The organism is Photobacterium sp. GB-50, from assembly GCF_003026755.1.
GTDB lineage: Bacteria > Pseudomonadota > Gammaproteobacteria > Enterobacterales > Vibrionaceae > Photobacterium.
This window is the reverse complement of sequence record NZ_PYNX01000017.1, coordinates 40,553-61,224: the sequence shown is the minus strand read 5'-3', so window position 1 is coordinate 61,224 and position 20,672 is coordinate 40,553. Positions and strand designations below refer to the sequence as shown.

The following is a 20,672-nucleotide window of genomic DNA, read 5'->3' as shown; positions in this document are numbered from 1 at the left end:
TCGCCTTTTTTACTTTCACAACACAATAATCGAGCTTAATTAACTTGCCAGTATTGTGATGTCATGTTTCTCACTGCGTCGGATCCACACCAAACTCAACACGACAAGAATTGCCATTACTGCAAGTACTGCACCTAAATTAAATTGGCTTTGTGCACTCATTGCTGATGCTGCTAATGTAGCTAAACCTGCGCCTAAATTCTGAAGACCACCAAGTACGGCTCCAGCTGTACCTGCATGTTGCGGAAACGGCTGAATTGCTAATGTGGTAGCAGCAGGAAATAAAACCCCAGCGCCCATAAAATAAATAAACGCACCACCAATTAAACTCGTCACCGTTACCAGCCCCTCCATGCCTGGAATAATTATCGTAATAGCACCTGCAAGTAAGGCAAACATACCCAAGAATAAAACGCGGTTGGTACCCAATCGCTTCATCAATTTATTTGAGCCCCAAGAACCCAATAAATAACCCGGCAAAGGCAGAATGAATAACCAACTTACGGTACTTGGATCCAGTTTTAACACACTACCCAGTAATACCCCTGCTGATGCTTCAAACGTAGCGACACCTGCAAATGTGGCAATTAAACACACCACATAACCTTGGAAACGACGATTAGATAACACATAACGGTAACTTACCCATACTCGCTCCGCTCGGCGATTTTCAACGGGTAATGTTTCACCAAAAGAACGCATTAGGGCAAGTGTTACAAGTGAACCAAAACCTAAAAGGTAAATATAAATAGATTCCCAGCCTAGATGCTCTGATAAATAGCCACCTAATACAGGTGCGATCAATGGAGAAAATATCACCCCCATACTGACTAAACTATTTACTTTATGTAAGTCATCACCGTCATAACAATCGCGTGTAACTGTTCGGCTCATTGCACCACTGGTACCAGTACCCATACCTTGGATAAAACTAGCAAGGAGTAGTACTTCAAAACTTGGGGCTACTAACGCAATAACAGTACCGATCAAGAAAATGACCATACCGCTGATCATTACGGGACGTCGGCCAATACGATCAGATAACGGCCCATAAACAAACTGCGATAAACCATAAGGAATTAAATACGCGGCCATCACTGCCTGTAAAGAAGCAGCTCTAACACCAAAGAACGTCGCCATTTCTGGAATTGCTGGCACGTACATTGTTTGGGTCATTTGCCCTACAGCAATAAATATAATAAGCAAGAATAGGAACTTGCCCATATTCGAAGACGATTGCTTAACCACAACCATTACCCTCAGACAGAATAATATTTTGCAAAGAACCCGATAAAATAAAAACGAGCCCTTCAAACAGGATAAAACTCTAACCTAACAATAAATATTGAATTCAACATTCAATAAATATTCTTATATTAGAACCTATGACTAAATTTAAGACGAGATGTTAATCTTGATGCTGGATTATGACAAGAAGATATTGCTTGATTTAGCACGAATAAATTTTGAATTTGGATTACATTTTCTAATGTGTAAGTGTGGGGAATCTTGTTCAGAAAAATTGTACAGAAACAAAAAAGCCCTGCGAGCAATACAGGGCTTCTTTTTACAGATAATACAACTTAACTTTCGAAATATAAGCGATGATGACCATGACTTGCTTTGGTTTTAAGATAACTTTCATTACCATCTTTTACATGCGCTTTAGTACCAACAACTTCAACAATATTGATACCATTTTCGCTTAATTCACGAATCTTTTTAGGGTTATTAGTAACAAGTCGAATCTCAGTTAAACCCAGTGCTTTCAACATATATGCCGCTTCACTGAAATCACGTAAATCGTCACCAAAACCTAGATGATTGTTTGCTTCATATGTGTTCATACCTTCACTTTGAAGCTTATAAGCATCAATTTTATTGTACAAACCTATACCACGCCCTTCTTGACGAAGATAAAGAATAATACCGCCTAACTCCCCCATCTTTTCAATAGTTTCATCTAACTGTTCACCACAGTCACATCGAGATGAGTGGAAAACATCACCAGTTAAACATTCAGAATGCATACGCACCAAAGGTGCTGTCGTTTTATCTGCATCTTTAAAAATAACGGCAACGTGTTCTTTACCAGACTCAAGCCCGTTGAACGAAAGCAAATCTGCAGGAATATTGCTTTTTAAACCAACTTTAAAAGGCACTCTCGCCCTAACATTTACCATATTCTTCCTAAGCATTTTCTAATACTCGATCATAAGGAATGCTATTGCTTATGATGACTATCGACTTAATTTCAACTTGTGAATAATAGCGAAAATTACCACATGACAACAGTACTGCGCTTTAAACAAAGATAATACGTGATTAATCGTTTAAAAAGATCACCAACAGGTTAAATTTATCGTACTGTGCAGCAGGAACTCACGTGTACCATTATCAATATGTTATATTATAACACAAATAATACCTAAGCAATTTGCTCAACTATTTTATAGGTTATCGGCTAACGTCATTAATTTAGATAAAATAACTTCTCCAGCAACACCTAACCCATTATGTTCATATTCATTTGTTACCCACACTTTAGCCTGATTTAACCCTGCTAGTGTTTGGCAACTTAAATCATAATCAACATACATATCATCAACATAGACAGCAGCAGCAACGGGAACGGTATTGTTCGCTAATTGCTGAGCATCATATAAGCAAGACCAATCATCTTTCACTGCAAGTAATTCTGCCGCAATCTTTAGTGGTTGTAAGCAATGCAGTTGATCGAACATCCACGGATAGACCATCTCCCCTGTGAAGAAGAAATCCCCTCCCTTTACGTAATTAAATTGCGGGTATTCACTCCGTACACGTTGCGCTGACCAGCTCGACGCTTCATGTTGGCAATATATAGATTCATGCAAAATAGCGTAGATAGGATTTGTCTGATAGCTTTGCTCTAATAACATTTGGTTTAAAAAGCTGTAGCTCAACTCAGGTTGACCACCAACCTCAACAAAAGCTTCATCAAGCATGTAGTACATCGCTAAATCACCACCACCTCGACCTAAATTAATCCCCCACAGTTGGAATTGTTCAACAGTAAATCGTTGACCATTAGGTAACCGAACATCATTGTCCAATAAGAAATTAGCAATATCGACACATTGCTGTTGTGCATTAGGAAAGCGAGAAAAGAAACTATTATTTTTACCGAGTACACGTTTATAAGTTGCACGGTAAACGTTATCAGCATGCCCTGTTATCGGTGGAATACCACCCGTTAAATAAGCACGTGTTAATGACTCAGGGTAATAAGATAAATAATGCAATGCACAGAACCCACCAAAGCTTTGCCCCAAAATAGCCCATTGTTTAATATTTAATGCTTCACGAATAAATTCAGCATCTTTAACAATATTATTAGCGCGAAAATAACTTAAATAGTTTGTTTGCTGCTCTGGTGTTTTATCAGACAAAGTTTGATGAGAAACCGGAGTACTTTTCCCTGTACCTCGTTGATCAAGCAGTAATACGCGGTATTTTGTTAATGCCTGCTTAAGCCAACCTGAATTGCCCGTCGGGCGTGGCGATGGAAATCCAGGTCCTCCTTGTAAATAAACTAACCACGGTAAATCATCATTTTCGTGGCCTTGCTTCACCACTTCTCGAGCATAAACAGTAATTTTTTCTTGATGTGAATCTCTATAATTCAGCGGAACAGTAAACCAATGTGATTTAAATAGTAAACCATCACTTTTATATATTTTTTGCATTTACTGCAACTCCATTATTAGGTCAATTAATAATACAATATTTAACATAAGGTTATATAACCGTTAAAATATATAACCACAAGTGCTAATTTTCTAGTCATTTATTCAATAATTGTATTTATATTTGAAACAAACAGCTAAAGAATAATAGAATATACCTAGTTAGAATCGATGCTAATTTAAATATCATGAATAACAATTTATTACTTCGTTGGAAGCAACCTTTTATAATTCTTATTATAGGTTTAGGCTCTATCTTTTTAATGCAGTATTTTATAAAAGTTAGTTTATTCCAATATGGGCTGTATAATCGTGTCAATTTAAAAAATAAAACCAATGAGCCGGATACCATGGTATTTGACTCAGGCATAGACGCGTTAGTGCCTACATTGTACCTTTCTGATAATGAGGGGGTTGCTCTATCTACAGGTATAGAAAAGTTAATACCAAAGCTAACTTTTACATGTTCAAAACATGATATTAAAGAAATGCGATTAGCAAATGATTTGTCGAGTAACATTCATTATCTTGGACTGTTCACTCCTCACAGTAGTTGTTCAAATTACGGGATAAATTCACCTATAAGTGATAACTACAATAAAGAAAATGCAATCACGCTTGAAGACTATGTGGTTACTTCATATTTAGGCAGTCGCTTGAAAATAATTCGTAATTTGCCTAATGATACCCATTTAATCACAATTACCGACCCATTAAATCGTCAACTTTATTTTAATAACACAAATGATAATAATGTTGTTATTAATATTATTTATAAGGATAAAAAAATTCAAATCCAGTCGAAGATTAAAAAAAATATCTTTTATCATGAATTTAAAAAAAAGCTGACAAAAAACATTTATCTTGAAGTTTTTGTAACTAAAAAAGGATTAACGGATATTGTTCATTCAGAACTTTTAATGGTTAATGTTTTTTTATGCATTCTACTTGTTATTACATGTATATTTTTAGGCCTTCGCCCTCAACAACGAACAGTTAAAATGGCTATTGAACGGGGTATTAAACGCAAAGAGTTTATCCCTTTTTACCAGCCTATTATTAATTCAATGACAGGCTCAATTATCGGTTGTGAGAGCTTAATTAGATGGTGTAAAGCAAATGGTGAAATTATTTCTCCTGCTAACTTTATTGATATTGCCGAACAGAATAAACAAATTTACGAGATAACAGATCTTTTAATATCACAAGTAGCTGAGGATCTTTCAAAACTAAATAACATCCATGACGACTTTTATATCAGTATTAATGTCATACCGCGTCAACTTCAAAATCAAACGTTTGCAACAAAATTACTCAACACATTATCTTCAGCGCAAGTGTCTAATCACCGTGTTGCGATAGAAGTAACCGAGAGAACTCAGTTCACAAACGTAACCTCAGCCAAAGAAGTGATGCAGCGATTAATTGACCATGGTATTTCCATTAAGCTCGATGATGCAGGAACGGGGTTCGGTGGCTTTAGCTACTTTCAAGAGTTACCCATCAGCACCTTAAAAATTGACAAAATGTTTATTGATACAATCGGTACTTGTGACGTTAAAGCCAATATATTAAACGCTATTATCAGCTTTGGAAAAGAAGCAAAATTGACCATGATTGCTGAAGGTGTGGAAACACAAGAACAAGTCAATTATTTAAGAGACCAAGGCGTATTTTTAATTCAAGGTTTTTATTACGCAAAACCAATGCCCTTTTCTGATTTAGAGAAATATATTAATAACAATTTAAAAAAGATAATCATTAGAGACTAATGAGAATATAATGATATTTATTCTCATTCAGTTTTTTCATATTTGAAATCTTTATTCTTTTTTTTAAATTACACGGCATTAGAATAAAAGCGTATATTTATCTTATCAGAGAAAGAGATATTTATATCTCTATATCGTATGCCATAAATAATAGGTTTTATGGCGGGAGATGATGTTCCTCCTTTAACCGCCTTTCAATAAAGGATAATGACGTCTAACAACATTCGACTTTAAATCGTCGAGGACCGTGTATTTGTTTAAATGGATATTTATAATTTTAATTAATTATATTAATTTTTGCATTCGTCGCGTTGTTATTTCATTTTTGTCCTCTTCTATTTTCTGCTCGATAAAGAATTATCAATTCAACACGGCTGAGCGTTATACAACTCTTTCCTACTCTGAGTTTTATAATTAGTAACGCGGTGTCTAGTGAGGCAGAGCAATGCAATACTCAACTGAAGTACAAAATATGTGTCCTATCTCTCGTGGTCCACATCACGAGTCTGCACCCATTCCTGTTGAAGGTCGCTGGGTACAACCTAAAGATGTTATTGCAATTTCTGGTGTTAGCCACGGTTGTGGTACTTGTGCACCACAACAAGGTGCTGCAAAACTAACTTTAAACGTGAAAAACGGTATCATTGAAGAAGCATTAATCGAAACTATCGGTTGCTCAGGTATGACTCACTCTGCAGCAATGGCTTCAGAAATCATCACTGGTAAAACTATCCTTGAAGCACTAAATACTGACCTAGTATGTGATGCTATCAACGTTGCAATGCGTGAAATTTTCCTTCAATACGTTTACGGTCGTACACAAACGGCTTTCTCTTTAGACGGTCTACCAATTGGTGCTGGTCTAGAAGACCTTGGTAAAGGTTTACGTAGCCAAGTAGGTACGCATTACGGTACTCGTGAAAAAGGCCCTCGTTACATGGAGATGGCTGAAGGTTACGTTACTAAAATCGCACTTGATGACAACGACGAAATCATCGGCTACCGCTTCGTTAATATCGGTAAGATGATGGAATCTATCGGTAAAGGTGTTCCAGCAGATCAAGCAATGGAACAAGCAACAGGTCAATATGGTCGTTTTGACGAAGCGGTTCGCACAATCGATCCTCGTCACGAATAATCAGCCAAGCTGTTATCCATATATTCAATTACACCTAATTTGCTAAATTTATTGAGGATTTTATCATGGCTGCATTATTTGAAAGCTTTGATCGTCGTATTAACCAAATCACACCCGTTCTAGAACAATATGGTTTTTCTTCACTTGAAGAAGCGCGTCAATACATCGAAGATAAAGGTGTTAACGCTTACGATATCGTAAAAGAAACCCAACCAATTGCGTTTGAAAACGCATCATGGGCATATGTTCTAGGCGCTGCAATCGCACTAAAAGAAGGCGCAAAAACAGCGGCTGAAGCGGCTGAGTTTTTAGGCCAAGGTCTACAAGCATTCTGTATCCCAGGCTCTGTTGCTGACCAACGTAAAGTGGGTTTAGGTCATGGTCGTCTAGGTGCGCGTCTTCTAAGCAATGAAACTCAGTGTTTTGCATTCCTAGCAGGTCACGAATCCTATGCTGCGGCTGAAGGTGCAATCAAAATCGCGCTAAACGCAAACAAGGTACGTACTAACCCACTGCGCGTTATTCTTAACGGTTTGGGTAAAGATGCAGCTTACCTTATTGCGCGTATTAACGGCTTTAACTATGTACAAACTCAGTTCAACTACACGACTGGTGAACTTGAAATCGTTAATGAACGTCGCTTCTCTCAAACACAACGTGGCGAAATTAACTGTTACGGTGCTGATGATGTGCGTGAAGGTGTAGCGATTATGCACCGCGAGAATGTTGATATCTCTATTACAGGTAACTCGACTAACCCTACTCGCTTCCAACACCCAGTGGCTGGTACATACAAAAAAGAACGTCTAGAAGCAGGCCAAGATTACTTCTCAGTTGCATCAGGCGGCGGTACTGGTCGTACTCTTCACCCAGATAACGTAGCGGCAGGTCCTGCATCTTACGGCCTGACTGACACCATGGGTCGTATGCACTCTGACGCTCAATTTGCTGGTTCTTCATCTGTACCTGCTCACGTAGAAATGATGGGCTTAATTGGTATGGGTAATAATCCAATGGTTGGTGCAACAGTGGCTGTTGCAGTAGCAATTGAGCAAGCGCAAACCGCGTAAGCAGAAATTTAAAATCTTTATCTTCAAATAACGATAAAAGGCATGGTTTTAATTAACCATGCCTTTATTTTTTCAGCTAGTTGTTAATTTTGTTGAATATAAGAAAAAAATCTCTAAAATCCTCGGTACTCAATAAACTTGATAACACTTATACCTATAAAAAAGCAGGCTTATAGGTATAATCGGCTGTAATTAAGTTAAATCGTATTACGTCATTCAGTTAAATATTATTGCATGACTTAGTTAAGGAAACATCATGATCCAAGTAGTAGGTCACAAAAACCCTGATAGTGATAGCATTTGCTCAGCACTAGTTTGTACAGCGTTTCTTAAAGCACGTGGTCTTGAAGCGACAGCAATTCGTCAAGGCGAAATGAACCGTGAAACTCAACACATCCTTGAACTTGCTGGCGTTGCAGCTCCTGAGCTACGTACAAGTGTTGCTGGCGAGAAAGTATGGTTAGTTGACTACTCTGATCTTGCTCAAGCACCTGACGACCTAGCAGACGCTGAAGTTGTAGGTATTGTTGACCACCACCGTCTAGGTGATGTAATGACAATCAATCCAATGGAAGCATGGATCTGGCCTGTAGGTTGTACTTGTACTGTTCTATTTAACCTATTTAAGATTGAAGGCCACGAAATCACACGTGAACTTGCTGTTCTTATGATGTCTGCAATCCTATCTGACACTGTTGGCTTCGCATCGCCAACATGTACACAAAAAGATAAAGACGCAGTGCACGAGCTTGCTCAAATTGCTGATGTTCAAGATCTTGAAGCATTCATTAAAGCACTACTAATTGCAAAGACTGACATTGAAGGTCTTACTGCTGCGCAATTAGTTGATAAAGATCTTAAAGGCTACCCTTTCAACGACCGTGACGTTGTTGTTGGTCAAATTGAACTTGCAACACTAGAGCAAGTTGACAGCATGATTGAAGAGCTTCAGGCAGATCTACAACGTCGTTGTGACGAAGAAGGTTTAGCGATGGCTGCACTAATGCTAACAGACATTACAACAAGTACGACTCGCCTACTTTACACTGGTGATTGGAACAACATTTTAGACGCGCATGCAAAAGATGGCGTTCTAATGATGGAAAATACGCTAAGCCGTAAGAAACAAGGCTGGCCTTGGCTACAAACAGTACTTGCTTAATCATTAGGTTTTAGTACTAGCCACCAAATATGACGCGATAGGAGCTCTCTCTTATCGCGTTTTTTATTCCAACACATTCTATAGTTATCGATATAAACTATCGTTATTAGCTGTCATTTTTTTCTGAAGCCAATACAGTGACCTTCTTTATTTTTGTCCTTTTTTTAAACAATTTATAATTTACACGACTGATATTAGAGCAAATACTTTAATTTTAAGCTCATTTTATTTGTATAAAAAAACAACGTGAAGAATAAAACACAGCCAAACAAACGCTATTTATGTGACAATTGTCAAATTTACTTAGTATTCTTTTTAGGTATACATATACTTCTCTCTCTAAAAATAATGCCGCCATTTAGCACCCCAATGGAAGAGCAAGAAGCTAATAAAAAGAGAGACAGTTAATGTCCATTAAAAAACGTTATATTACATGTGTTATTGGTCTAGCCATTTCGAGTCAAAGCTATGCTGCTGGCTACCAAGTATCAGAACATTCAGCTGCGGGTTTAGGTCGTGCCTACGCAGGCGATGCTGCCTTTGCTGATTCTGCCGCCGTGTTAGCTCGCAACCCTGCCGCGATGACCTTATTTAAACACGCAGAAGTTTCTACCGTAGCAAGTGTTGTCATACCTTCTGTTGATATTTACGATCATAGCTTTGATCAAGGCGCAAAAAATATCGCCCCCGTTAGCTTTGTTCCTGCGGGCTATTATATTCAACCAATCAATAACAAAGTCGCGGTTGGTCTTGCACTTTTCAGTAATTACGGTGTAACAACAAAGTACCCTAACGATTTCAACGCAGGGTTATTGGCAGGCAAAACGTCCCTTGAAACATTCAACTTTAATCCAAATATTGCCTACCGTTTAAATCCACACTTCAGCATTGGCGGCGGTGTTAGCCTTGTTTATGCTAATGCCGAGTTTGATCGCCGTTTAGGTGCACTTTCATTGGCGGTTCCTAATAGTCAACCAAGTGACAATGCAATCAACTTAAAAGGCACAAGTTGGGGCTGGGGTTGGAATATTGGCGCACTTTATGAATTAGATCAGAATAACCGTTTTGGCCTAAGTTACCGCTCACAAGTTAATCTTAACTTTGATGGTGATTTTACCGATTATTTAGGCTCAATAACCGGTAAACCACATAACACTGTTTCTGCTAACCTTTCGTTACCGCTCCCCGCTATCGCAGAGTTTTCTGGTTTCCATCAACTAAATTCACAATGGGCGATCAGCTATAGCTTACAGTGGACACAATACAACAAGTTTAAAGAAATTCGTGCCACTAGCTCACAATGTAAGCCAGGCTTTAATGGTCAAGTTGGTACCTGTTTACTGAAAAAAGAAAATTACAAAGATACCTATCGTTGGGCTGTCGGTACGACTTACACAATGAATGATGAATGGACACTTCGTTACGGTTTTGCCCTTGACCAAAATGCAGGCCAAGCAACACTAAGTATTCCAGATACTGATCGTTACTGGTATTCAGCAGGTGCGACTTACCACTTCAACCCAGATCTTTCTGTCGATATGGGTCTTTCATACATTCACAGTAAGAAAGCCACCTTCGTTGAAGATAACAGTACGTTTACCTCTCGTGGTAAAGCGTATCTTGTCGCTGCACAGCTTAACTATCGCTTTTAATGCGTTGTAACTAATTAATTATTTGGAATAAATAAAATGAAATTTAATTCAATCGCATTAATCGTCGCGTCTGCATTAAGCATGGTTGGTTGTGGTGGCGGTAGTCAAACGACCGTTAAACCAACCATTGATCCTGATATTGCAGACAGCTTAAAAGCAGAAACAAAAATTGATTTTGATTTACTGTCAGCTAATAAAACCATTGTGATCCCTAGCTATCTAGGTATGGATGCACAAGATGGCACATTAGCGACACGTGAAGGCGCAACTGCACCTGAAATCGCAATGGGACAAACCGATGGTTGGAGTACAACTCAGCCTATTACGATTAATTTTAAAGGTAAGGCACTTGATCCTGCAACAGCAGCGAATAGCTTTTACTTAATTAAATCAGGCGATCCTACCAACCCTGACGATACCACACAGCCTACACAATTATCCCAGCAAAACGGGGACTTTATGGTGACGGTTTCTGGCAATAGCTTAATTGTAATGCTGCTTAAGCCTCTGGATCCATCAAGTAACTATATGTTTGCATTAACAAATGATCTTAAAGATGTAAATGGTAAAGCGGTAGGTATGAGTAACTCTTACGCTTTACTAAAAGCTGATAGCACGCCACCAGCCAAAGCATTAATTCCAGCTCAAAAGATCACCCATGCAACAGAGGAAGCATTCCATAATATCGTTAAAAAACGGGATATCATTTTCTCTTCATGGTTTACCACATTATCTGTTGGCGATGTATTGTATGCTGCAAAAATGGCGACTCTACAGACAATTTCAAAACAAATTGAAACAGATGAGCCTGTGATTGCTAGTGACGACATAGCAAACCAAGATAATCTCTATAAAATAACACGACCGCAACTTGGTGGAGCAGATGGAGCAACAACACCTGCTGGTAATGAGATTTATACTGGAACCGTTTTTCTTCCTTATTATTTATCTACAGACAGCCATAAAATATCCTCAGCCCCTAACGCACCAGAGAAATATTTAGTCAGCCCTTGGAAAAGTGATATGCCAAGCCTTGCGAAAATTAAATATATTCTGACTAACGGTAGTGAAGCTGATAAACGCGCGATTGCTTCTCAACTTTCAGATCTACATATCTCTGACATAGATCTTGCAAAAGTAGCAACAGATAAAGCGACACAAATTAAAGTACTAACAGCACTGAAAGGTCAAAAGTTAACGCTAGCTAATGGTAAGCAACTCGATCCAGAAAGATTGATCACTCGTTATAGTCCTGTTCCCCAACTACAATCAGTTGCGGCAGTACAATATAATTTAATCATGCCGAAGTTGGACAAAGAAAACCAAGAAAAATGTAAGCAGTCAGGTTACAGCGTGACGATTTTCCAACACGGTGTAACATCAAATAAAGAGCAATTTGTTTATTCGAATCCAAGCTTACCTGACAAAATTATTGGTAATCAATGTCGAGCTATTTTTGCTATTGATTTACCTCTTCATGGTACTCGAGGTGTCGGTGGTAAGAACGCTTCAGAAGATCCAAAGATGTTTCTAAACTTTATAGATCTTGCTGTAGCTAGAGATAATTTACGTCAAAGTGTTATTGATGTTGTTAACTTGCGTGCAATCATAGGCAAAGTAATAACAGACTCTGATCCTAGTGAATTAGGGGAACAACTGTCAGCATTATCTCTTAATAATGGTGTAAGTTTTGCTGGTCACTCTCTTGGCGCTATTACCGGTGTTGATGTCGCAGACATCGCGAACAGAACTGTATTTAATGACCAGTATAATAAAACGTTATTTAATATTGATACCGTTGCACTCGCAAACCCAGGTGCTGAAATACCATACTTACTACTAAACTCGCCAAGTTTTAGTGATCTCATTAAAGGTGGAATAGTTGACGCGACTAACCCATCATTCTCTAAACAATGTGGTAACACAAATCTTGCATTGTGTTTTAAGAGCTATATTGCACAGCTAAATACAAGTAAAGATTCAGGGAACTCACTGGCCCAAATAACACTCGATACTTTAAATGACAATTTTAATAAGTTTGCCTATGCCGCGCAAACCGTCATGGACCCAGCAGATCCAATAAATCACGCTTCATTTATTCCAAAAACAACCGCTGTTTTATTAGAAGAAATGAAAAATGATATGGTGATTCCAAATAAATCAACACAAGGCACGGATCCAATTTATTCACCATTTACAGGAACTACGCCACTTCTAAAGCCGTTACAATTGACTCAAACACTCAAGTCTGTAACAGGGTCACCTCTGAAAACAGCGGTGAGATTTGAGGGTGGATATCACAGTTCAGTGCTTACACCTCTGAATCCATCCGAGCTATCACAGCCCGCAACAGAACAAAGTATTGCTGCAACAAATGAAATGCAGAGTGTTATCGCCTCATTTATTAATAGTAAAGGAACATCGCTTACTATTAATAATGGCAGTGTTATTACTTCATTTTATGATTAATAGATAACAAAGAGACAATAGCCGAGTAAGCAATTCTTACTCGGTTTACTCATTTCGCATGTACTGCATTAAACTGCTTTTTTCATTTAAAATATTTGAAAAACAATCTACAAACTTACGTCCAATTATCTTTCCTTCTCGATAATCCATTTCTAAATCATCTTTACTACTCAATAGGGCTCGGCTCTTCAATGACTTTTCAGGCGCTATTTGGATAACTTGTAACCCATCGGGTGGATTCACTAAAAAATCATTCATATCTTGGTGAGTTTTGTAATATTGAAGTAACATTTCAATTACGTCGGAATTATTACTCTGCCTCGCTAATTTTAATAAACGTTCAATATTCATATGTGATAGCCAACTTTTATTACCAAAAATAGGCTGCTTCAATGCCTCTTTACTTTTACTATCCAAATATGAAAGTTCTTTCTGTATATCATCTTTATCTTTAATATCGATAGTGTCGTTACGGTATTGTTCTCGCCACTGTTCAAAACGGTGACTTAATTCATGATGAACCGTTTTAATTCTATCTACCGATTCATTAAGGCTAAGCTTATTAATATAATAGGGTAAGTAAGTTTCAACACTTTCACGCCAGTCATCAAAGATCCCCTTATCGGCATGATTGTCATGATCAAGAGGCTCAGTTCGAATCACAATAACCAGATCAGCCCCTCGACGCCATGCTTCTTTAGCCGGTATCGCAGCGCTCACACCACCATCAACCCATTCCAGCTCATTCATATTAACAGGTAAATTGTATAAAACAGGAATAGCACAACTCGCACGCAAAACTTCATACCAATCATCTTGGTACATCGGCATATAGATATCTTTAAGGGTATCTTTACGTGTTGCGCAGGCGAATGCCTGTCGATGTTGTAGGGTTCTTTTCGCGGTATGAAAGTCGAGGGCTAATTCGCCAGTGGGAGAAACGACTTGCAGCGCCCAATCAAGGTTCATTGGCTGTTGTTTGCTTAAGTACTTATATAAGCTAAAAAATTTATCTGTTGTCGTATAGTTTTGAATAAACTGATAGCCGAAACGTGGCTGACGGCTAATAAATGAAGATAAATTGAGAGCACCTGCAGATGTGCCTATATACAAAGCAAAAGGATCAAACTCGTGTGCTAAGAAACTGTCTAAAACACCAGCCGAAAAAATACCTCGCTGTCCCCCACCCTGAACAACTAATGCTATTTTCTTATTATGTGCATCAAAAAGCCGTGATGAAAAATGTGATATCGATTCTTCATCAAAAGCACTCAAACTAAACGGCAGATAATTCATTTCTCCCCCAAAGGTTAGAAAACACTCTGACGTAATATACGTATTTAATTTAAGAGTTGGAATCGCTTATAAAAAACAAGTTAAAGAAATTAAAGCTCTATCTTATCTTTTTAACTTGCCATTGTATTACGCTAATAAGGCTACTGCTGCGTAACTAAAGATTGTCGTTAGCGTCATTGTTGCTGTAACTACAGCAAGTTTCAAATTACTATCCATACTTCGCCCCTTAAAACCTTTCAAATGTAACATTTTGTTAACCACAGTATAGTTATGTTACAGCTTTGTTATCAATTAAATTGTACAGAATTTAAGATAATTATCACATTAATATCAATACTGTATATTGCATTAAATTTTCCACTGTCATCACGGACTATCGTTTGATGACATAGTAGAAGTGAGCGCATTATTTTCTTGGGTTGGAACGCCATTGAAATCATTACATTTTGCTTTCAACAAGTGTTAGCAGGGACATCAAATGAAACTTGCGACAGCACTGCTTATTATGGTTTTAGTGCTAACAGCGGAATTTGCAAAGTGATTAACGCCGCCTATCGATATCAAACAGTCGTTAGATAGCTATAATGAAAAAGCAGAAATTAGTTGCAGTAACATGCAAATAGCCCTTTAAAATATTGCTCTTATTTTCACACCTTCCTATAAAATAAGAGCAATTATCAACGTAGTGCGGTGGCATTTCATCCCAATTTCCATTGAATAAATAAATCTATTATCAAATAAACAACAAAATACTGTATTTCGATTTAATAACATCCATCGCTATTATAAAATTAATCTATATTTAAACTTTATTTTTATTCCTTACGTTAACCATTATCACAGTAATGAATAATTGAAGAAAAGGATGCTTAAAATGAAACCGATTTATATTGGTTTAGTTACCGTAGTTGCCAGTTTTAATACCGTTGCAAAACCGGTGGATTGGACACCAGGTATCAGTGGTGATATCTCGCTCTTGGCTGCATACACTAAAACAAATTCACAGTTTGATTCTGATAATGCCACCACCTCAAATTTGAATTCATCAGGTGATGATCAAGGTCACACACGTATCGCCCCACTTGGTACACTTTCATATACTTTCAGCAATGCTAAACAGCAATTATTATTTGGTACTGATCGTTCTGATGTCGCTTTAGGGCGTTTCCATACTGAGCTTGGCTTTCGCCAACAACTTCAAGGAAACGGCACTGTTTCGTTAAGTTACATTCCTGGATTATTAGAATTAAAAACATGGCAAAACCCCTATTTAACAGGGGAGCCACGTGTAAAAACAGGAAGTAATGTAAAAGCGGTACGTGCGCAGTGGGACAATATTGCTGGCTCTATGTACTCATTAGATACTGCATATGGTCGTTATGAAGTAGATCAAGAAAAAAGTGGAGAAGGCTTAGCTATCGATCAAAATCTACTAGATAGAAACGCAAAACTCTTTTTTGTAGAAGGAAGCCACCTACTTCCACTGAGTCGAACACAAATGCTTCGTACCGCATTAAACTACAGTGGTATTGATGCTGACGGTAAAGCAATGTCTGCCGATATTTTTGGGGGTTCAGCCACTTTTATTCAACTCTTCCAGCGTTCAAGCCTAGCTTTTACTTTAAGTTATAAGAAAGCTTTGTTTGATGCAGAAAACCCTATTTTTGATAAGAAACAAGAAGAAGACCGTTTAGGTGCCTTCCTAGCTTATGAATACAAACAACCATTTGGTTGGAAGAATTGGGGCGTTGTTTCATTAGTGGGCTACAACACCACACAATCAAATATCAACTTCTATGATGCAGATACTATGCTTGTTAGCTTAGGTATGAACTACACCTTCTAACAACAATAAATGCCATCCCTTCTTCATTGTAAGCGATGAAAATTATGGCTCTGTTATGATACAGAGCCATAAATTTTACGAGACATAACACTACTTTTCTATTAGATTAACAGCACTTTACCAAAGTTAAAGAAACGTTACTGAGTATTATGGCTGTTAATAATCGCACTGCCGATGCATCACAAGAATCTCTGCATCGAATTTTTACAGTACCGGAAGCCCCAGATTCAACACTGGGTATGATCGAAAAAGAGCTATCAGAAAACTTAAATGAATTTCTGCGTACTCACATTGCTGCAACAGAAAAACCACTACTCGAAATAGAGAAAGACTTCTCCGATCCAGCAATCCCTGAAATACCGAGCTTTGTCTCCGAGCATACCCAATTTCTATTAAATAAGCTGGTTTCGCAATCAGTCCACACCTCAGCGCCAAGCTTTATCGGTCACATGACTTCTGCCCTGCCTTACTTCATGATGCCGCTCTCTAAAATCATGATCGCGCTGAATCAAAATCTCGTAAAAATCGAAACCTCTAAAGCTTTCACTCCTCTTGAGCGACAAGTTTTAGGAATGCTTCATAAGCTCATCTTCAATGAAAATGAAAGCTTCTATCAGCAATGGATGCATAGTGCTGACCATTCCTTAGGTGCTTTTTGCTCTGGTGGCACAATTGCTAATATCACAGCATTATGGGTAGCAAGAAATACAGTCCTAAAACCTGACGGGGATTTTAAAGGTATTGCCCAAGAAGGATTATTTCGTGCGATGAAGCACTACGGTTATGATGATTTAGCGATCTTAGTGTCTGAACGTGGCCATTACTCGTTAAAGAAATCAGCAGATGTATTAGGCATTGGTAGAGATAGCCTCATTTCAATTAAAACTGATGATGATAACCGTATCAACATCGACCACCTACAGTCGACGTTAGCTGATCTGAAACAGCGTAACATTAAACCCTTCGCCATTATTGGTATTGCAGGCACAACAGAAACAGGCAATGTTGATCCTTTAGATCAATTAGCAGATATTGCCACTGAGCACGATTGTCATTTCCATGTTGATGCAGCTTGGGGTGGCGCGACATTAATGTCTAATAAGTACCGTCATTTATTGAAAGGGATTGAACGCGCCGACTCTATTACAATCGACGCTCATAAGCAGTTGTATATTCCTATGGGTGCGGGCATGGTGATCTTTAAAAACCCAGAGCTCATGACAGCAATTGAACATCATGCTGAATATATTTTGCGTAAAGGATCGAAAGATTTAGGTAGTCACACCTTAGAAGGGTCACGAAGCGGTATGGCTATGTTGCTATACGCTAGCATGAATATAATTAGTCGCCCTGGCTATGAATTGTTGATTAACAATAGTATTGAAAATGCACGTTATTTTGCTGATTTAATTAAACAACAAATAGATTTTGAGTTAGTTACTGAGCCTGAACTGTGCTTGCTGACTTACCGTTATGTTCCGGAAGCGACGCAAGAAGCATTGTTAATCGCTACAGATGAAGAGCGCGAAACATTACTGGAGTTACTTAATGACTTAACCAAGTTCATCCAAAAACGTCAGCGTGAATCCGGTAAATCATTTGTATCTCGTACCCGCATTACACCGGAAAAATGGCAGCATAAGATAACAACTGTGTTCCGTGTCGTATTAGCAAACCCACTCACAACAGAGACCATCTTACAAAACGTGCTAAGCGAACAACGTCAATTAGCAAAAGAAAGTACCATTAGTCTGCCAAAAATAGAAAACTTAACCGCAGAAATAATGAGAAAAAAGACCGCAAATCGATATAAATAAGCTGTTTATCTATATTATTTTTTTTATTATTTAGTGTTAACGCCCAGTTTTACTGGGCTTTTTGCATTTTATAACCATTAACAATCAAAAAATTCTATGTCTATCTTATGAATAATCTGCAAATCAACTATGAACAGCACATTATTGTAGTATGAATAGCTTCAATAATTGGCCAAATATCTACTTTCATCTCTCGCATACTGTTTCTTATTTCTAAGATAAGTATTCATTGCTCTATTTTGAGCACTGTTCAATAAATTGCCTTATTCACATTCTGTCATTATTTTTTTGTGTTGTTAACGATATGATCTCAATGTTGTTCTTTATTCTCATTACTAATGTTAATGAAAAGTTTAAATAAATGTATGCATTTGAGAATGGTTAACAATTACAGTTTTTGGTTAAAAAACAAGCAAAAAGACACCTCTTCATTGATTGATTTATATCAAGAAATTAGCTCATTTTTTTCTAGAAAAAAGGCCATATCACCGAATGATATGGCCTTTTTATTTCAAAATGTTTCACTGCAATATGCAATTTTTGATATCAGTTATATCTAGTATTGAAGGAAATTAATCCCCTGCAAACATATATCCTTCACCGTGAACGGTAACAAAAATCTGTGGGTTCTTTGGATCTAGCTCCATTTTAGAGCGCATACGACGAATTAAAACATCAATAGTTCTATCGTTTGGCGCTTCGACTCTATGGCTTAACATATTTAAAATACGTTCACGACTCAACACTACATTTGGGTGTGAAGAGAAGGCGACTAATAACTCATATTCCGCTTTAGTTAGCTTCACCGGAAGACCATTATGAGTCAGCGCTCGTTTGTTAATATCGAACTGCCATTCGCCAAAACGAATGATGTTATCTTCTTGCATTTCGACCAACGTTTCGTCACGTGCTTTTTCCACTAAGGTTATGCGCCACAACAAGTTTTTCACTCGAACAAGGAGTTCGCGAAGCTCAAAAGGCTTAGTGACATAGTCATCTGCACCCATCTCTAAACCCACAATTCGATCGATACTATCAGTACGTCCTGTGACCAAAATAATACCCACTTCAGAGCGACTACGAAGCTCACGTGTAAGCATCAAACCATCTTCGCCAGGAAGGTTAATATCAAGCATGACGAGGTCGATTTTTTCAGTCGCCATGATCTCTCGCATCTGTGCGCCACTATCCGCTTGGCTAACCTTATATCCTTCATTCTCAAAATACCCGACCAGCTTAGTACGGGTAACAATTTCATCTTCCACAACAAGTACGTGATGAGTCATGTTTGTCTCTTTTAGTTTTTTAGGTGTTCTTACGAAACGTTAGCACAAACCGTAGTTATTCACAATTTGTCATAAACATGAGTTTGCTATTCATTCGTACCGTTAACCTTATTCACATCGTGGACATAAGATTACCCCATAAAATTTATAACGTCACCGTAGCTTACGGTGGGCATTCATTCTTAAATGGAATCATTCAACATGAAAAAACTTTGGCAGATGTTGACAAAACCAAGTAGCAAGTATTCGATTCTTGCTCTTGTATTTGTTGGTATTGTTATCACCCTTGTTGGTATCTTTGCTGCACATAAAGGTTTTGAGCACGCATCAACCAATGAATTCTGTATCGGTTGTCATACCATGCAGCAAAACTTCGATGAGTATAAAGAATCTGTTCACTTTAAAAACGCTTCTGGTGTTCGTGCTGATTGTGTTGACTGTCATCAACCTAAAGATTTAGTTGGTATGGTTCAAACTAAGCTGATGGCATCAAAAGACGTATATAACCAATTTATTACTAAAAAGATTGATACGCCTGAAAAGTTTGAAGAGCACCGTTTAGAATTAGCTCAAATGGTATGGGATCGAATGAAAAAGCAAAATTCGAGTACCTGTAAGAGCTGTCACAATTACTCTGCAATGGATCACGCTAAACAATCACCTGAAGCTGCTGCTGCAATGACAGACGCTGCTGCAAAAGACATGAACTGTATCGAGTGTCACAAAGGTATTGCACACGAACTACCAAACATGGCTGGCGGCTTCCAGAAAGACTTCCAAGGCCTACAAGCAGAAGCAACTGCACAAGGTGCAACCGCTGACAAGCTTTACTCTCTTGGTGAGAAAGATATGTTCGCCACTGACGATGCTAACGCTAAATCAGAAGGTAAATTACTACCAGCGTCTGAAGTAACGGTACTTGAACGTAAAGGCGACATGCTAAAAGTTGAAGTAAACGGCTGGCTAGAGAAAGCGGGTAAAGGTCGCGTTATGACAGAATACATGGGTAAGCGCGTATTTAAAGCGACTATCCGTGGTGACATTAAAGCTAACGAGAAAATTATTAAGGAAGAAACTGATCCAGCAACTGACATCGTATGGCAGAACGTAACAGTACAAGCATGGATTACTAAAGCTGACATGATCGATAGCATCCAGCCTATCTGGAACTATGCAGAAGAAATGTACGGCTCTACTTGTAACGCTTGTCACGCGGCGCCAGCACCAGGCCATTTTACTGCAAATGGCTGGATCGCAAGTCTGAAAGCCATGAGCTCTTACTACCGTCTGTCTAAGACAGAAGAACGTACGCTACTGAAATATCTTCAGAACCACGGTAGCGATACAGGCGGTGCAGGTGCGCACTAATCCTGCAGCCTAATAACAAATAAATGATAGGCGGGTGATATCACTATCCCCGCCCCATCGATAAAAAT

The 20,672-nt window shown here is 38.2% G+C and carries 15 protein-coding genes and 1 riboswitch; of the genes, 9 read left to right on the top strand and 6 right to left on the bottom strand.

Translation table 11 applies throughout. The annotated features are described in order from the left end of the window. Nucleotides 1-39 precede the first annotated feature (39 nt). The 3 genes from emrD to C9J41_RS17140 form a co-directional block, all read right to left on the bottom strand. Nucleotides 40-1,254, bottom strand: coding sequence for a multidrug efflux MFS transporter EmrD (gene emrD, locus C9J41_RS17150; RefSeq protein WP_107206436.1), 1,215 nt, complete (start codon nt 1,252-1,254; stop codon nt 40-42). A 329-nt stretch (nt 1,255-1,583) separates the two neighbouring features. Then, nucleotides 1,584-2,183: a GTP cyclohydrolase II gene (gene ribA / locus C9J41_RS17145; RefSeq protein ID WP_199188082.1), complete on the bottom strand. Its 600-nt coding sequence runs from the start codon at nt 2,181-2,183 to the stop codon at nt 1,584-1,586. Between the two features lie 267 nt (nt 2,184-2,450). Continuing rightward, nucleotides 2,451-3,728: an alpha/beta fold hydrolase gene (locus C9J41_RS17140; protein WP_107294826.1), complete on the bottom strand. Its 1,278-nt coding sequence runs from the start codon at nt 3,726-3,728 to the stop codon at nt 2,451-2,453. 188 nt (nt 3,729-3,916) lie between these two features. On the opposite strand from C9J41_RS17140, the gene C9J41_RS17135 reads away from it, so the two are divergent. From C9J41_RS17135 to C9J41_RS17110, 6 genes are all read left to right on the top strand, one after another. Continuing rightward, nucleotides 3,917-5,500 (top strand): EAL domain-containing protein, encoded by a 1,584-nt coding sequence (locus C9J41_RS17135; RefSeq protein WP_107294825.1) that lies wholly within the window; start codon nt 3,917-3,919, stop codon nt 5,498-5,500. Nucleotides 5,501-5,656: 156 nt separating this feature from the next. Further along, nucleotides 5,657-5,724: riboswitch (Fluoride riboswitch) on the top strand. 221 nt (nt 5,725-5,945) lie between these two features. Continuing rightward, nucleotides 5,946-6,638 carry an iron-sulfur cluster assembly scaffold protein gene (locus C9J41_RS17130; protein ID WP_005368217.1) on the top strand — a complete coding sequence of 231 codons (693 nt, stop codon included), beginning with the start codon at nt 5,946-5,948 and terminating at the stop codon, nt 6,636-6,638. Between the two features lie 65 nt (nt 6,639-6,703). After that, on the top strand, nt 6,704-7,708 hold the full coding sequence (locus C9J41_RS17125; protein ID WP_107206433.1) for a GGGtGRT protein: 1,005 nt from the start codon (nt 6,704-6,706) through the stop codon (nt 7,706-7,708). Nucleotides 7,709-7,964: 256 nt separating this feature from the next. Next, complete coding sequence (locus C9J41_RS17120) at nt 7,965-8,870, top strand: manganese-dependent inorganic pyrophosphatase (RefSeq protein ID WP_107206432.1); 906 nt, start codon at nt 7,965-7,967, stop codon at nt 8,868-8,870. Nucleotides 8,871-9,277: 407 nt separating this feature from the next. Then, nucleotides 9,278-10,522: an outer membrane protein transport protein gene (locus tag C9J41_RS17115; protein WP_107294824.1), complete on the top strand. Its 1,245-nt coding sequence runs from the start codon at nt 9,278-9,280 to the stop codon at nt 10,520-10,522. 36 nt (nt 10,523-10,558) lie between these two features. Continuing rightward, the gene (locus C9J41_RS17110) at nt 10,559-12,991 is read left to right on the top strand and encodes a VolA/Pla-1 family phospholipase (protein WP_107294823.1); all 2,433 of its coding nucleotides are present in this window, start codon (nt 10,559-10,561) and stop codon (nt 12,989-12,991) included. A 45-nt stretch (nt 12,992-13,036) separates the two neighbouring features. Here the strand turns inward: C9J41_RS17110 and C9J41_RS17105 are convergent, their stop codons facing one another. Both C9J41_RS17105 and C9J41_RS17100 read right to left on the bottom strand, forming a co-directional pair. Beyond that, the gene (locus C9J41_RS17105) at nt 13,037-14,287 is read right to left on the bottom strand and encodes a patatin family protein (RefSeq protein WP_107294822.1); all 1,251 of its coding nucleotides are present in this window, start codon (nt 14,285-14,287) and stop codon (nt 13,037-13,039) included. A gap of 126 nt (nt 14,288-14,413) precedes the next feature. Next, the gene (locus C9J41_RS17100) at nt 14,414-14,503 is read right to left on the bottom strand and encodes a YnhF family membrane protein (protein WP_107206428.1); all 90 of its coding nucleotides are present in this window, start codon (nt 14,501-14,503) and stop codon (nt 14,414-14,416) included. 658 nt (nt 14,504-15,161) lie between these two features. Between C9J41_RS17100 and C9J41_RS17095 the strand changes: the two genes are divergently transcribed. Beyond that, the gene (locus C9J41_RS17095; protein ID WP_107294821.1) at nt 15,162-16,133 is read left to right on the top strand and encodes a DUF2860 domain-containing protein; all 972 of its coding nucleotides are present in this window, start codon (nt 15,162-15,164) and stop codon (nt 16,131-16,133) included. A gap of 149 nt (nt 16,134-16,282) precedes the next feature. Beyond that, complete coding sequence (gene panP / locus C9J41_RS17090; RefSeq protein ID WP_107246972.1) at nt 16,283-17,950, top strand: pyridoxal-dependent aspartate 1-decarboxylase PanP; 1,668 nt, start codon at nt 16,283-16,285, stop codon at nt 17,948-17,950. A gap of 572 nt (nt 17,951-18,522) precedes the next feature. On the opposite strand, the gene torR is transcribed toward panP, so the two are convergent. Beyond that, the gene (torR, locus tag C9J41_RS17080; RefSeq protein WP_107206424.1) at nt 18,523-19,236 is read right to left on the bottom strand and encodes a two-component system response regulator TorR; all 714 of its coding nucleotides are present in this window, start codon (nt 19,234-19,236) and stop codon (nt 18,523-18,525) included. A gap of 201 nt (nt 19,237-19,437) precedes the next feature. Here torR and torC point away from each other — a divergent pair, with 201 nt between their 5' ends. After that, on the top strand, nt 19,438-20,604 hold the full coding sequence (torC, locus tag C9J41_RS17075) for a pentaheme c-type cytochrome TorC (protein ID WP_107246971.1): 1,167 nt from the start codon (nt 19,438-19,440) through the stop codon (nt 20,602-20,604). The last annotated feature ends 68 nt before the right edge of the window (nt 20,605-20,672 follow it).

What these genes read in the sequence shown, in the direction of transcription:
- emrD (WP_107206436.1), bottom strand. Translation starts at nt 1,254, where the DNA reads ATGGTTGTGGTTAAGCAATCGTCTTCGAATATGGGCAAGTTCCTATTC.
- ribA (WP_199188082.1), bottom strand. Translation starts at nt 2,183, where the DNA reads ATGGTAAATGTTAGGGCGAGAGTGCCTTTTAAAGTTGGTTTAAAAAGC.
- C9J41_RS17140 (WP_107294826.1), bottom strand. Translation starts at nt 3,728, where the DNA reads ATGCAAAAAATATATAAAAGTGATGGTTTACTATTTAAATCACATTGG.
- C9J41_RS17135 (WP_107294825.1), top strand. Translation starts at nt 3,917, where the DNA reads ATGAATAACAATTTATTACTTCGTTGGAAGCAACCTTTTATAATTCTT.
- C9J41_RS17130 (WP_005368217.1), top strand. Translation starts at nt 5,946, where the DNA reads ATGCAATACTCAACTGAAGTACAAAATATGTGTCCTATCTCTCGTGGT.
- C9J41_RS17125 (WP_107206433.1), top strand. Translation starts at nt 6,704, where the DNA reads ATGGCTGCATTATTTGAAAGCTTTGATCGTCGTATTAACCAAATCACA.
- C9J41_RS17120 (WP_107206432.1), top strand. Translation starts at nt 7,965, where the DNA reads ATGATCCAAGTAGTAGGTCACAAAAACCCTGATAGTGATAGCATTTGC.
- C9J41_RS17115 (WP_107294824.1), top strand. Translation starts at nt 9,278, where the DNA reads ATGTCCATTAAAAAACGTTATATTACATGTGTTATTGGTCTAGCCATT.
- C9J41_RS17110 (WP_107294823.1), top strand. Translation starts at nt 10,559, where the DNA reads ATGAAATTTAATTCAATCGCATTAATCGTCGCGTCTGCATTAAGCATG.
- C9J41_RS17105 (WP_107294822.1), bottom strand. Translation starts at nt 14,287, where the DNA reads ATGAATTATCTGCCGTTTAGTTTGAGTGCTTTTGATGAAGAATCGATA.
- C9J41_RS17100 (WP_107206428.1), bottom strand. Translation starts at nt 14,503, where the DNA reads ATGGATAGTAATTTGAAACTTGCTGTAGTTACAGCAACAATGACGCTA.
- C9J41_RS17095 (WP_107294821.1), top strand. Translation starts at nt 15,162, where the DNA reads ATGAAACCGATTTATATTGGTTTAGTTACCGTAGTTGCCAGTTTTAAT.
- panP (WP_107246972.1), top strand. Translation starts at nt 16,283, where the DNA reads ATGGCTGTTAATAATCGCACTGCCGATGCATCACAAGAATCTCTGCAT.
- torR (WP_107206424.1), bottom strand. Translation starts at nt 19,236, where the DNA reads ATGACTCATCACGTACTTGTTGTGGAAGATGAAATTGTTACCCGTACT.
- torC (WP_107246971.1), top strand. Translation starts at nt 19,438, where the DNA reads ATGAAAAAACTTTGGCAGATGTTGACAAAACCAAGTAGCAAGTATTCG.